Origin of the sequence: Pseudomonas sp. PDM14 (assembly GCF_014851905.1) — a bacterium.
Taxonomy (GTDB): Bacteria; Pseudomonadota; Gammaproteobacteria; order Pseudomonadales; family Pseudomonadaceae; genus Aquipseudomonas.
This window is the reverse complement of the sequence record NZ_JACVAQ010000001.1, coordinates 532,516-545,562: the sequence shown is the minus strand read 5'-3', so window position 1 is coordinate 545,562 and position 13,047 is coordinate 532,516. Positions and strand designations below refer to the sequence as shown.

Below are 13,047 nucleotides of genomic sequence, written 5' to 3'. Positions count from 1 at the left end.
ATGGTAGGTGGGTGTCGCTTAATTGAAACAAACGTACAGAATAACGGCGCTGCAATCCGTGACTGTGCAGTCTTGCTGAAGCGCTTTCCGTGACGCCGTGTTTCGTTGCTGATTTGCCTGGTGAAGGGGCGACGCTATCATTCGCGTCCGCTTCCAATCGCGTGCTCACGCACAGGGCAAGTCATGACAGAACAACCTAGCACCCTCTATGCCAAGCTGCTTGGCGAAACGGCTCCGATCACCTGGCAGGAACTGCAGCCATTCTTCGCCCGCGGTGCGCTGTTGTGGGTCGACGGCTCGCTCGATCTGGTGGAGGTCGCGCTGGCCGTGGCCGAGGACGATCAGGGCAAAGTAGCTCAGTGGCTACAGGCCGGCCAGGTAGGCAAGGTCGAAACGTCGCAGGCCGAAGACCTGCTCGCGCGCGACCCGCAACTCTGGGCGGTGGTCGTGGCGCCCTGGGTGCTGGCACAGGAGCGCACCAGTAACGTCTCGCTGCACTGAATGGGTGCGCGGGCGTAGCCGGCAGAGCCGTCTAGAATGAGCTTCTGACCCTTCTGGAGCAGCCCTCATGTTTACTCCCGGACACCTGCATCGCAGCAGTTCACCTGGCCAGCCGGACTTCACCATCGACTTCCATTACGACGTACGCCAGGACGCCAAGGAAGGGCCCATGCTGCACTGCCGGCTGCAGGGCAGCATCGAAGGCAAGGCTTTCGAAGAAACCTTCGAGCTGCACCGCGACACCGCCTTCAATTTCGCCAGCGTGGCCACGCGTATCGCCGCCAAGCACGGCCTGCCCACCCAGCATGGACTGATCATGCGTGGGCACGACGCCTACGACCGCATGTTCGAGGACATCCGCGAGAAGCTCGGCGTCCAGTCGGGCGATACGGTGGACCTCGATCACCTGGAGCAGGACGGCCTGTAATGGCTGCCTGTGCAGCCCGGTCATCGGTCGGGCTGCGGTAGACTCTCCCTCCTTATATGTTGTGCAGGATGTTTCGGCAGCCTGCGCAAGCCATTCTTTGCGTCTTCTGGCGGAGTTGTTCCATGTCGTCATCCCTGCCCACGCTCGCCTTTGCCGGCATTGGTCTGATGGGGCTGCCCATGTGCCGTCGCCTGCTGGCGGCCGGTTACCCGCTCATGGTGTGGAATCGTTCGCCGGACAAGTGCACGGCCTTGCTCGAACAGGGCGCCCAGCGCGCCGACAGCCCGGCCGCGCTGGGCGGCGCCGACATCATCCTGCTGTGCCTGGCCGATACCGCGGCGGTGCGTGAGGTGATCTTCGGTGCCGGGGGCATCGCCGAGAACGCCCGGGTGGGGCAGGTGCTGGTCGACCTGTCCAGCACCGACCCGGCGAGCACGCGGGAGATGGCCGCTGAGCTGCTGGACAAGACCGGTGTGCACTGGGTCGATGCGCCGGTGTCCGGTGGCACTCCCGGCGCCGAGGCCGGCACGCTGGCGATCATGGCGGGCGGGCGGCAGGTGGACATCGACCGCGTCGCGCCGGTGCTGGCGCAGCTCGGTCAGCGCCTGACACGCATGGGGGAGGTCGGCGCCGGGCAGGTGACCAAGGTGTGCAACCAGATGATCGTCGCCTGCAACGCCCTGGTGATCGCCGAAGTGGTGGCCCTGGCCGAGCAGGCCGGCGTGGATGCCCGCCTGATTGCCCCGGCACTTGCCGGCGGCTTCGCCGACTCCAAACCGCTGCAGATTCTTGCACCGCAGATGGCCGAGCGCTGTTTCGAGCCGATCAAGTGGCACGTGCGTACGCTGCTCAAGGACCTCGACACAGCGGCGAAGCTGGCGCATGAGCAGGGCAGTGCCGCGCCGATGAGCGGGCTCGCCGCCCAACTGATGCGCCTGCACGGCAGCCAGGGCTACCTGCAGCAAGACCCCGCCACGCTGGTACAGCTTTACCGAAAGGATCAACCATGAAGATCGCCGCCAACCTCTCGCTGCTGTTCAGCGACCTGCCCCTGATCGATCGCATCGTCGCCGCTGCCGCCGCCGGTTTCGAGGGCGTGGAAGTGCAGTTCCCCTACGAAGTGCCGGCGATCCGTTTCAAGGAAGCGCTGGAACGTGCCGGCCTGCCGCTGGTGTTGATCAACCTGCCGGCGGGGGACTTCCTGGCCGGCGGTCCGGGCCTGGCGGCGGTGCCGGCACGGCAGGCCGAGTTCGCTGCAGTGTTGCAGCAGGCGCTGACCTACGCGGCCATGGTGCGCCCGCAGTGCGTCAACGTGCTGCCGGGGCGGCTGGCCGAAGGCGTCAGCCGCGAGGAGGCACTGCAGACCCTGGTCGCCAACCTGCGCCAGGCTGCGCAGGCGTTTCAGCCGTTGGGCATCCGCGTGCTGTGCGAGGCGATCAACCCGCTGGATATCCCCGGCTTCCTGATCAACACCCCGCAGCACCTCGACGAGTTGTTGCGGGCGGTCGACCATCCCAACTGCCTGGCGCAGTTCGACCTCTACCACATGGCTCGCCAGGGCGTGGATATCGAGGCGGGCATCGCGCTGCTGGCGGGGCGTATCGGTCATGTGCAGTTCGCCGATTGCCCGGGACGTGGCGAGCCCGGCAGCGGCACGGTGACGTTCGCGCCGTTGCTGGAAGCCTTGCGCCAGAGCGGTTATGCAGGCTGGCTGGCCGCCGAGTACCGGCCGACCCGGGCCACCGCGCAGACACTGGCCTGGCTGCCCGCCTGGCGTGCCGAGGCGGCGCTTGCCTGAGTGGCCTGTTGACCGGTGCGAGGCTAAAGCCTGTCGCCATGGTCAACTTTGGTCGCATCGAACTTGCCCGTCGTGCGTGCGGCGGGTAGGGTGGCTGGCCCGGCCCTGCGGGCTCTCGTAACTGTTGGACTTCTTGTGAAACCTGTCTCCCGGGCGCTGCTGATGCTGGCCCTGGTGCTGGCGGCAATCAACCTGCGCCCCGGCATCACCTCTCTGGCTCCGCTGATCGAGCGCATCGCCAGCGAACTCTCCCTCAGCCGCGGCCTGATCAGCCTGACCACCGCCTTGCCCGTGCTGTGCATGGGCCTGCTGGCGCCGCTGGCCCCGCGCTTCGCCGTGCGTTTCGGCCTGGAACGCACCATTACCTGCTGCCTGGGACTGATCGCCGTGGCGCTGCTGTTGCGCCTGATCGGCCACTCCAGTGTGCTGCTGATCGGTAGCGCAGTGATCCTCGGGGCCGGCATCGCCGTGGCCGGGCCGCTGCTGTCGGGTTTCATCAAGCGCCATTTCGTCGACCATGTCGGCCGCGTGGTCGGCTGGTACTCGTTCAGCATGGCCATTGGCGGCGCGGCCGGCGCGGTGCTCACCGTGCCGTTCACCCAGGCGCTGGGTGACGACTGGAGCTTCGGCCTGGCCGCCTGGACGGTGCCGGCGATCATCGCGCTGCTGCTCTGGCTGCGCCTGCCCAGCCACGCCGAGCCGGCCACCACCGGCACCGGCTCCGGCCTGCCGTGGGGCGAGCCGCGGGCCTGGCTGGTCACCGGCTTCTTCGCCATCCAGGCGGGGATGTTCTACACCATGGCCACCTGGCTGGTGGCGCGCTACCACGAGGCCGGGTTCAGCCTGCTCTACAGCAACGGCCTGTTCAGTGCCTTCATGCTGGTCGGCCTGCCCAGTGCCTGGCTGCTGCCGTGGCTGGCGCAGCGCTTCGACATGCGCCAGCAACTGCTGGTGTTCTGCGGCGTGGCGCTGACCCTGTGCCTGAGCATGATCACCTTCCAGCCGAGCGTGCTGCCGGAACTCTGGGCCATGCTCATGGGCTTCGCCCTCAGCGGCTCGTTCGCCCTGTCGCTGGTGCTGCCGCTGTACGAGGTGCACACGCCGCTGGCGGTCAGCCGCTGGACCGCGATGATGCTCTGCGCCGGTTACTGCATGGCCTGCCTGGCGCCGATCCTCGCCGGCCTGGGGCGTGACCTGGCCGGTGACTACCAGGCGCCGTTCATGGTGCTATGTGGCCTGGCGGTGCTGATGACGGTGATCGCCTGGTGCCTGCGCACGCCCAAGGTCGCGGCGGATCAGCCGAGTTAGGCACTGGTTCCTTTGCAGCGACCAGGCCCTGTGTTAGAAGGCAGCCTGCACTTTCTGGAGTACCCCGGTGGAGTCCGAATCCATTGTCTATGGCTGCATCCGCGACTGGCCGTCCGGTGACCGCGAGCAACGCCTGCAGCGCCGCGAAAGCAACCGCCGGGTGCTCGACCAGCTGCCCCAGGGCGAAGCCTGGCCGTTTCTCGGACGCGAAATGTTTTCCTTCTGCGCGGCCGAGGGCGAAGGCCTGTACCAGACCCAGGTGATCCACTTCGGTGCCAGCTACCGCGCCGTGGAATACGAGTGGTCGCTGTGGGTGCAGGCGTTCGAGGCGATGCTCAAGCGCCTGTACTGGGCCAGCGTGGTGGTGCACCTGGAAACCGAACTGAACGGCCTGCACACCTTCCGCTGGGAATCGGAGAACGGCAGCCACAGCCCGCAGGAAGACGATCTGCGCGTGCGCTGCGTGTGGGAGCGCGAAGGCAGCGTGCGCGGCTGAATCTTGCACGCCCGGCGTGCCGCCCAACGAGATGTGACGATGCTCAATTACCTATGGTTCTTCCTCGCCGCGCTGTTCGAAATCGCCGGCTGTTACGCCTTCTGGATGTGGTTGCGCATGGGCAAGTCGGCCTGGTGGATCGCCCCCGGCCTGCTCAGCCTGACGCTGTTCGCCCTGCTGCTGACCCGCGTCGAAGCGGCCTATGCCGGGCGTGCCTATGCGGCATATGGCGGGGTGTACATCGTCGCGTCGCTGCTCTGGCTCGGGGTCATCGAGCGTACGCGGCCGCTGGCCAGCGACTGGCTCGGCGCGCTGCTGTGCGTGGCCGGGGCGGGCGTAATCCTGCTGGGGCCGCGTCTGGGCTGGCGCTGAGGCGGGTCAGTCTTCCCAGAGTTCGCGTGGTACTTCGTGCTTGAGCAGGAGCTGGCACTGCTGGCTCTCGGCATCGAAAAGGATCACCGCCTGGCCCTTGTGCAGTGCATGGCGCGCGCGCTCGACGCGAGTCGGCAGCGGCGTCTCGTCGCCGTTGTCGGTGCCTTCGCGGGTGACGAAATCCTCCAGCAGGCGCGTCAGGGTTTCGGCTTCGAGCATCTCGTAGGGAATCAGCATTGGGCATTTCTCCGCGGCGGGCGGCGATCCTACTGCCGGGCTTGCGGGCTGTCGAGGCTTGCTCGCCAGCCCGCGCCGCCGCTCATTGATCCAGCGGCTGGGCCAGCAGGTAACGGTCCAGGGTGGCGTAGAGCAGCTGGCAGTCCAGCGGCTTGCCGAGGAAGTCATCCATTCCCGACTCGCTGCCGTGTTGGCGGTGCTCTTCGAGGATGTGTGCGGTCAAGGCGATGATCGGCACCGTCGGCAACTGGCGATTGCGTTCGATCCGGCGGATCTGCCGCGTGGCCTCGAAGCCGTCCATTTCCGGCATTTCGCAGTCCATCAGGATCAGCTGGATCGAGCCCGGATCGCGGTTGTACTCGGATACGGCGGCCAGGCCATTGGTCACCAGGCGCACGTTGTAGCCGCGCTTCTTCAGGAAGCCCTGGACCACCAACTGGTTCACCGTATTGTCCTCGGCCACCAGGATGCACGGCGTGCTGCTGCCGTTGGCGTGCAGCTCCGGCGGCAGCGCGCGCGGCTCGTTGCGCCGCTCGCTGTACAGCTCGCTGAGGGCATTGCGCAGGCTGGTCACGGCAATCGGCAGGGCCAGGTTGAGCAGGCGCAGGCCCTGGCCGTCCGGCAGGCTCGGGTTGTGTTCCGGCGGGTGCAGCAGAAGCACGCGCTGGCCCTTTTCCAGCATCGGCCCGAGGCTGTCCAACCAGTGGCCGATGCTGCCCGGCCAGGGCGTCATCAGCACCAGCAGCGGCGGTGCGGAGAACGCTTCCAGGCTGTCGCGCAGGCGTTCCGGGTCCTGGCAGCGCTCGGTGCGCATGCCCCAGCGGCCAAGCAGGTGAGACAGCGCGTCAAGGCCCAGCGAGTCGAGCGAGCAGAGCAGTGCAGGGCGGCCATTGAGCAGCTGGATGAGTTCGTCGGGCTCCTCGCTGACGCTCTGCAGTGGCACGTCGAAGGCGAAGCGCGTGCCCTGGTTCGGCGTGCTCTGCACCTCGATGCGCCCGCCCATCATTTCCACCAGCTCCTTGCTGATGGCCAGGCCCAGGCCGCTGCCACCGTAGCGGCGGGTGGTGCTGGAGTCGCCTTGGGAGAAGGACTTGAACAGCTGGGTAAGGGTGTCACCGCGCATGCCGATGCCGCTGTCGATCACGCTGAACACCAGGTGGTACTGACCCTCGCTGTTGGTCCGGCGGCAGACGTGCAGGGCCACGTGGCCCTCCTGGGTGAACTTCAGCGCGTTGCTCAGCAGGTTCATCAGCACCTGCTTGAGCCGCGTCGGGTCGCCGAGCAGACGCCTCGGTACGCCGGCCTCCAGGCTCACGTGCAGGCGCAGGCGTTTTTCCAGGGCCTGGCTGGTGAACAGGCTGAGGGTGTCGGAGACCATCTGTTCCAGGTCGAACTCGATCTGTTCCAGGCTCAGCTTGCCGGACTCGATGCGCGCGTAGTCGAGGATGTCGTTGATCACCGACATCAGCGAGCTTCCAGAGCTGCTGATGGTGTCGACATAGAAGCGCTGGTTGCGCTCCAGCGGTGTCTCGCGCAGCAGCTGCAGCATGCCCAGCACGCCGTTTAGCGGCGTACGGATTTCATGGCTCATCTTGGCCAGGAAGCGGCTCTTGGCCTCGTTCTCGAACGCGGCCTGCTCGGCGGCCTGGCGCGAGCGGAAGCCTTCCTCCTTGAGCAGGTTGATGCGGTCGGCCAGGCCGATGGACAGGGTCAGCAACTCGATGGTTACGCCCACTTCGACGATCGACGAGCCATAGATGCCGAACAGCTCGACGCCCAGCGAACCGCTGGTGACCAGCATGAACGACACCAGCAGCACGCTCCACGCCAGCACGTAGTACGAGCCGTGGCGAATGCCCTGGCGCCACACGTAGATACCGGTGAGCAGCAGCAGCGCCGAGACGCTGAGCACCGCCAGGCTGGCGAGGATGTTCCAGGCTGGCAGGCCGATCAGCGCTACGGATAGCAGGCAGCCGAAGATCGCCAGCATCAGCAGGCACAGGGCGCGGTCCAGGCGCGGGAAGTACTGGGTATGCAGGAAGTGGCGGCTGAACTGGATGGCGCTCAGGCAGTGGATGAACATCAGTATGTAGATGCTCACCGACTGCAGGCCGACCTGGTTGGGCATCAGCTTGAACAGCATGCCGTCGAAGCAGGCGGCGAACAGGCCGACATTGAGGTTGTACACCAGGTACCAGAAGTAGGCCCGCTCGCGCAGCGAGATGAACAGGAACAGGTTGTAGACGAACATGGCGAACAGCACGCCGTAGAAGGCGCCGCTGATGCCCATGAGGTTTTCCTGGGCGGCGGCGCTGGCGCCGTAGGTGCTGAACAGCAGCGGAACGAAGATGGTGCTGGTCGACTCCACCCGCACCAGCAGCGTGTTGCTGCCATGCGGCACGCTGAGCGGGAACCAGAACTGGCGTACCTGCACCGGGCGCTGGGAGAAGGCGAACTGGTCGCCGCTTTCCTGGCTGACGAGGGTGCCGTCGACATCCTGAAAGTACACCTGGATATGGTCGAGCAGGGCGTAATTGACTTCCAGGTAGCCAGCGAGCGGCTGTGGCCGGCTGTTCACCAGGCGCACCTTGAACCACCAGGCCGAGGCGTTCTTGCCGAGGTTGGCGTGGTCGCCGCTGACGTTCTTGAAGGCGCTGTCGGGCAAGCGCCTGACCTGCTCGGCACTCAGCGAGGCGCCACGGTCTTCGTAGTAACCCATGTACGGCGCCAGTGACAGGCGCAGTTCATCCCGGTCCAGCGGGGCTGGCGAAAGGGCCAGCAGAGGCCCGCTGAACAACAGCAACAACAAAACCAGACAAAAGCGAGGCATCCGCCAACCTCTTTATTTTTATGCGTCCGTGCCGGCACTTTGCGCTCAAGTACGCCGCGCTTTCAAGCCTGCTCTGCGCGAGATGTGGCGAGGTGCCATCACCTCGTGGACGATGCCCACGGCTGGCAAGGCTTTGGCGGATTGTCGGGCGGATGGACGGTTGCCGGCAGACGCCGCACGTGAGCGCGCGGCGGCCGGTGCAGGGTCAGGAACGGTTGTTGTTGCCGCTGTTGTTGCTGTTGCCCATCACGCTTTCGACGGTCGGCACCTGGGTGTCGTTGGCCATCTGCGCGTCGTGCTCGATCTGATGACTGAAGCGTTCCAGCGAATGCTCGCGGGCCGGCTGGGCATCGCTGGCAAACACCGGTGGGCTCATCATGTAGGCGCCGAGCAGGCGCGTCATGGCCGCCAGGCTGTCGATGTGGGTGCGCTCGTAGCCGTGGGTGGCGTCGCAGCCGAACGCCAGCAGCGCGGTACGGGTGTCGTGGCCGGCGGTGATCGCCGACTGGGCGTCGCTGTGGTAGTAGCGGAACAGGTCGCGACGCACCGGCACCTCATGCTGCTGGGCGAGTTTCAGCAGGTGCCGCGAGAGGTGGTAGTCGTAGGGGCCGCCGGAGTCCTGCAGGGCGACGCTGACAGCGTGTTCGCTGGACTGCTGGCCGGGCGCGACCGGGGCGATGTCGATGCCGACGAACTCGCTGACGTCCCAGGGCAGGGCACCGGCCGAGCCGGAACCGATTTCCTCGGTGATGGTGAACAGCGGGTGGCAGTCGATCGGCGGCACCAGGCGCGCCTCGGTGATGCTCTTGAGCGCGGTCAGCAGCGCCGCGACACCGGCCTTGTCGTCCAGGTGACGGGCGCTGATGTGGCCGCTCTCGGTGAACTCGGGCAGCGGGTCGAAGGCGACGAAGTCACCGACGCTGACGCCCAGCTTGAGGCATTCCTCGCGGTCGCCGCTGTGCGCGTCGAGGCGCAGCTCGATGTGGTCCCAGCTGATCGGCATGCTGTCCACTTCGGTATTGAACGCATGCCCCGAGGCGAGCAGGGGCAGCACGCTGCCGCGGATCACCCCGGTGTCGGTGAACACGCTGACGCGGCTGCCCTCGGCAAAGCGGCTGGACCAGCAGCCGACAGCGGCCAGGGCCAGGCGGCCGTTGGGTTTGATTTCGCGGACGATCGCACCAATGGTGTCGAGGTGCGCGGACACCGCACGGTCCGGGCTCTTCTGCCGGCCGAGCAGGGTGGCGCGGATGGTGCCGCGGCGGGTCAGCTCGAATGGCAGGCCCATCTCCTCCAGGCGCTCGGCGACGTAGCGCACGATGGTATCGGTGAAGCCGGTCGGGCTCGGGATGGCGAGCATTTCCAGCAGGACTTTCTGCAGGTAGGCGAGGTCGGGTTCGGGCAGTTTCGACATGGAGCTTCCTCCTCGCGCCGCCCGTACGGACGGCGCGTCAGTGGGGATGTTCAGACCGGCGCCCGGCTGTGCGGGAACAGCAGGTCGATGAAGCGCTCGGCGGTGGGCTGTGGCTCGTGGTTGGCCAGACCGCAGCGCTCGTTGGCTTCGATGAACACGTACTCGGGCTGGTCGGCGGCCGGGACCAGCAGGTCCAGGCCGACCACCGGAATATCCAGCGCACGGGCGGCCCGGATCGCGGCTTCGCGCAGGTCGCGGTGGAGGATGTCGGTGACGTCCTCAAGGCTGCCACCGGTGTGCAGGTTGGCGGTCTTGCGTACGGCCAGGCGGGTGCCCGCGGGCAGCACGCTGTCGTAGTCGTAACCGGCCTCGCGCAGGGTGCGGTGGGTTTCCGCGTCCAGCGGGATGCGGCTTTCACCGCCAGTGGCGGCCTGCCGGCGGCGGCTTTGCGCCTCGATCAGCGCGCCGACGCTGTGGCGACCGTCACCGATCACCTCGGCTGGGCGGCGGATGGCGGCGGCGACCACTTCGAATCCGATGACCACGATGCGCAGGTCGAAGCCCGCGTGATAGCTCTCCAGCAGCACGCGGCCGTCGAACTGGCGGGCACGCTCGATAGCGTCCTCGACGGCTGCCGGGGTGCGCAGGTCGACGGCCACGCCCTGGCCCTGTTCACCGTCCACCGGCTTGACCACCAGGCTGCCATGTTCGGCGAGGAACGCGGCGTTTTCCTCGGCACTGGCGGCCAGGCGCTGCTCGGGTTGCTGCAGGCCGGCGCGGGCGAGGGCGCGGTGGGTCAGGCGTTTGTCCTGGCACAGGGTCATGCTCACGGCGCTGGTCAGGTCGCTCAGCGACTCGCGGCAGCGCACGCGGCGGCTGCCCTGGCTAAGGGTGAACATGCCGGCTTCGGCGTCGTCGACCTGCACCTCGATGCCGCGGCGATGCGCCTCGTCAACGATGATCCGCGCGTAGGGGTTCAGCGTGCCGTCCGGGCCGGGGCCGAGGAACAGCGGCTGGTTGAAGCCGTTCTTGCGCTTGAGGGTGAAGGTCTGCAGGTCGCGGAAGCCGAGCTTGGCGTAGAGCTTCTTGGCCTGGCGGTTGTCGTGCAGCACCGACAGGTCGAGGTAGGCCAGGCCGCGGCTCATGAAGTGTTCGACCAGGTGGCGCACCAGCGCCTCGCCGACGCCGGGGCGCGGGCAGTTGGGGTCGACCGCCAGGCACCACAGGCTGCTGCCGTTCTCCGGGTCGCTGAAGGCGCGGGCGTGGTTGACGCCCATGACGCTGCCGATCACCGCGTTGCTCGCCGAGTCCTCGGCCAGCCAGTAGATCGGTCCGCCCTGTTCGCGCGGGGTCAGGCGTGTCGGGTCGAGCGGCAGCATGCCGCGTTGCTGGTGCAGGCGGTTGATCGCCTGCCAGTCGCTGTCGCTTTGCGCGCGGCGGATATTGAAGCCGCGGTAGGTGCGCCGTGCCGGGCGGTAGTCGCTGAACCACAGGCGCAGGGTGTCCGACGGGTCGAGGAACAGCTGCTGCGGTGACTGCGCCAGCACCTGTTGCGGCGCGGCCACGTAGAGGGCGATGTCGCGCTCGCCGGGGCATTCGCTGAGCAGGTCGGTGGCCAGCGCATCGGCGCTGGGGTAGGTGTGGCCGAGCAGCAGCCGGCCCCAGCCGCAGTGCAGTGCCATCGGCTTGCCGGCGGGCTGCATGCCGTCTTCGGCGAGCATGGCCTGCAGGCGCTGGTAAGACGGCGGTTGGCCGCGCAGCAGGCGTTGGTTGTAGGCAGTGGCACGCATGACGTGAATCTCCTTGTTGCTCGGGCCGCGTTCAGCTGGGCCGCGCTGTGCGGGGCCTGGCTGGGTCGGGCTGCAGGTATCCTTGGGTCGCATGGACTGCCCTATAGGCCGTGTTCGCTGAGCCACAGGTTCAGCGCCGCCAGTTGCCACAGTTTCGAGCCGCGCAGCGGGGTGAGCTGGCCGTGTGGGTCGGTCAGCAGGCGGTCGAGCATGCTCGGGTTGAACAGGCCGCGGTCCTGGCTCGGGTCGGTCAGCAATTCGCGCACCCAGCCGAGGGTGTCGCCCTGCAGGTGCTTGAGGCCGGGCACCGGGAAGTAGCCCTTGGGCCGGTCGATGACTTCGGCCGGGATGACCTGGCGTGCGGCTTCCTTGAGCACCTGCTTGCCGCCATCGGGCAGCTTGAAGCGCCCCGGAATGCGCGCCGACAGTTCGACCAGGCGGTAGTCGAGGAACGGCGTGCGTGCCTCCAGGCCCCAGGCCATGGTCATGTTGTCGACGCGTTTGACCGGGTCGTCGACCAGCATCACCGTGCTGTCCAGGCGCAGCGCTTTGTCCACCGCGGCATCGGCGCCAGGCAGGGCGAAGTGCTGGCGAACGAATTCGCCGGCGTGGTCTTCACCCAGCCAGGCGGGCATAACGCTGGCGGCGTATTCGTCGTGGTCGCGGTCGAAGAACGCCTGGCGATAGGCCGTGTAGGCATCTTCGGCGCCGTCCACCAGCGGGTACCAGTGGTAACCGGCGAACAGCTCGTCGGCGCCCTGGCCGCTCTGCACCACCTTGCAGTGCTTGGCCACTTCGCGCGAGAGCAGATAGAAGGCGATGCAGTCATGGCTGACCATCGGCTCGCTCATCGCACGGAAGGCCGATGGCAGCTGCTGGATGATCTCGCTTTCGTCGATGCGCAGCTGGTGATGGCGCGTGGCGAAGCGCTGGGCGATGAGGTCCGAATAGTGGAACTCGTCACCGCGTTCGCCGCCGGCATCCTGGAAGCCGATGGAGAAGGTCGACAGGTTGTCCACGCCAGCTTCGCGCAGCAGCGCCACCAGCATGCTCGAGTCGACCCCGCCGGACAGCAGCACGCCGACATCCACGGCGGCGCGCTGGCGGATCGCCACGGCGTCGCGCAGGCCTTCGAGGACATGATCGCGCCAGTCGACCAGGGTGAAATTCTGCTCGTCGGCACGCGGGCCGTAATCGAGCTGCCACCAGGTTTCCTGGCGGGTGTTGCCGTTGGCGTCGATGCGCATCCAGGTCGCCGGCGGCAGTTTCTTCACCCCGGCGAGGATGGTGCGCGGCGCCGGTACCACGGCGTGGAAGTTGAGGTACTGGTTCAGCGCCACCGGGTCCAGCGTGCCGTCGATGTCGCCACCCTGCAGCAGTGCTGGCAGGGTCGAGGCGAAGCGCAGGCGCTGGTCGGTCTGCGACAGGTACAGCGGCTTCACGCCGAGGCGGTCACGGGCGATGAACAGCTGCTGGCTGTCACGCTCCCAGACGGCGAAGGCGAACATGCCGTTGAGTTTCGGCAGCAGGTTCTGGCCCCAGGCGTGGTAGCCCTTGAGCAGCACCTCGGTGTCGCCATCGGAAAAGAAGCGATAGCCGAGGCCGGCCAGCTCCGCGCGCAATTCCGGGTAGTTGTAGATGGCACCGTTGAACACCATGGACAGGCCCAGATCACTGTCGATCATTGGCTGCCCGGAGGCTTCGGCAAGATCCATGATCTTCAGCCGGCGGTGGCCGAGGGCGACGGGGCCCTGGCTGTGGAAACCGTGCGCGTCGGGGCCGCGCGGGCTCAGATGGTGGGTGATGCGCTCGACGGCGGCCAAGTCGGCCGGGCGTTGATCAAAACGTAACTCTCCTGCTATTCCGCACATAAG

The 13,047-nt window shown here is 67.0% G+C and carries 12 protein-coding genes; 7 read left to right on the top strand and 5 right to left on the bottom strand.

The window, feature by feature from the left end; translation table 11 throughout:
* The first annotated feature begins 183 nt into the window (after positions 1-183).
* The 7 genes from IB229_RS02435 (at position 184) to IB229_RS02405 (ending at position 4,902) form a co-directional block, all read left to right on the top strand.
* On the top strand, positions 184-501 hold the full coding sequence (locus IB229_RS02435; RefSeq protein ID WP_192324596.1) for a DUF2288 domain-containing protein: 318 nt from the start codon (positions 184-186) through the stop codon (positions 499-501).
* A gap of 67 nt (positions 502-568) precedes the next feature.
* On the top strand, positions 569-928 hold the full coding sequence (locus tag IB229_RS02430; protein WP_192324594.1) for a DUF5064 family protein: 360 nt from the start codon (positions 569-571) through the stop codon (positions 926-928).
* Between the two features lie 122 nt (positions 929-1,050).
* Positions 1,051-1,938, top strand: a complete 888-nt coding sequence (locus tag IB229_RS02425; protein WP_192324592.1) for an NAD(P)-dependent oxidoreductase — start codon at positions 1,051-1,053, stop codon at positions 1,936-1,938.
* Positions 1,935-2,726 (top strand): hydroxypyruvate isomerase family protein, encoded by a 792-nt coding sequence (locus tag IB229_RS02420; RefSeq protein ID WP_192324590.1) that lies wholly within the window; start codon positions 1,935-1,937, stop codon positions 2,724-2,726. The genes IB229_RS02425 and IB229_RS02420 overlap by 4 nt, the downstream gene beginning before the upstream one ends.
* 135 nt (positions 2,727-2,861) lie before the next feature.
* Positions 2,862-4,034 (top strand): CynX/NimT family MFS transporter, encoded by a 1,173-nt coding sequence (locus tag IB229_RS02415; RefSeq protein ID WP_192324588.1) that lies wholly within the window; start codon positions 2,862-2,864, stop codon positions 4,032-4,034.
* A 67-nt stretch (positions 4,035-4,101) separates the two neighbouring features.
* The gene (locus IB229_RS02410) at positions 4,102-4,530 is read left to right on the top strand and encodes a hypothetical protein (RefSeq protein ID WP_192324586.1); all 429 of its coding nucleotides are present in this window, start codon (positions 4,102-4,104) and stop codon (positions 4,528-4,530) included.
* Positions 4,531-4,569: 39 nt separating this feature from the next.
* Positions 4,570-4,902, top strand: a complete 333-nt coding sequence (locus tag IB229_RS02405; RefSeq protein ID WP_192324584.1) for a YnfA family protein — start codon at positions 4,570-4,572, stop codon at positions 4,900-4,902.
* A 6-nt stretch (positions 4,903-4,908) separates the two neighbouring features.
* Here IB229_RS02405 and IB229_RS02400 read toward each other — a convergent pair whose 3' ends face one another.
* The 5 genes from IB229_RS02400 to IB229_RS02380 all read right to left on the bottom strand — a co-directional run bounded on the left by IB229_RS02400 (position 4,909) and on the right by IB229_RS02380 (position 13,044).
* Positions 4,909-5,139 carry a YheU family protein gene (locus IB229_RS02400; protein ID WP_192324582.1) on the bottom strand — a complete coding sequence of 77 codons (231 nt, stop codon included), beginning with the start codon at positions 5,137-5,139 and terminating at the stop codon, positions 4,909-4,911.
* Positions 5,140-5,221: 82 nt separating this feature from the next.
* Positions 5,222-7,969: a hybrid sensor histidine kinase/response regulator gene (locus tag IB229_RS02395; RefSeq protein WP_192324580.1), complete on the bottom strand. Its 2,748-nt coding sequence runs from the start codon at positions 7,967-7,969 to the stop codon at positions 5,222-5,224.
* A gap of 205 nt (positions 7,970-8,174) precedes the next feature.
* Complete coding sequence (locus IB229_RS02390) at positions 8,175-9,383, bottom strand: osmoprotectant NAGGN system M42 family peptidase (RefSeq protein WP_192324578.1); 1,209 nt, start codon at positions 9,381-9,383, stop codon at positions 8,175-8,177.
* 50 nt (positions 9,384-9,433) lie between these two features.
* Entirely contained in the window at positions 9,434-11,173 is a 1,740-nt protein-coding gene (gene ngg / locus IB229_RS02385) for an N-acetylglutaminylglutamine synthetase (protein WP_192324576.1), read from the bottom strand.
* Positions 11,174-11,274: 101 nt separating this feature from the next.
* The gene (locus IB229_RS02380) at positions 11,275-13,044 is read right to left on the bottom strand and encodes an N-acetylglutaminylglutamine amidotransferase (protein ID WP_192324574.1); all 1,770 of its coding nucleotides are present in this window, start codon (positions 13,042-13,044) and stop codon (positions 11,275-11,277) included.
* Positions 13,045-13,047: the final 3 nt, after the last annotated feature.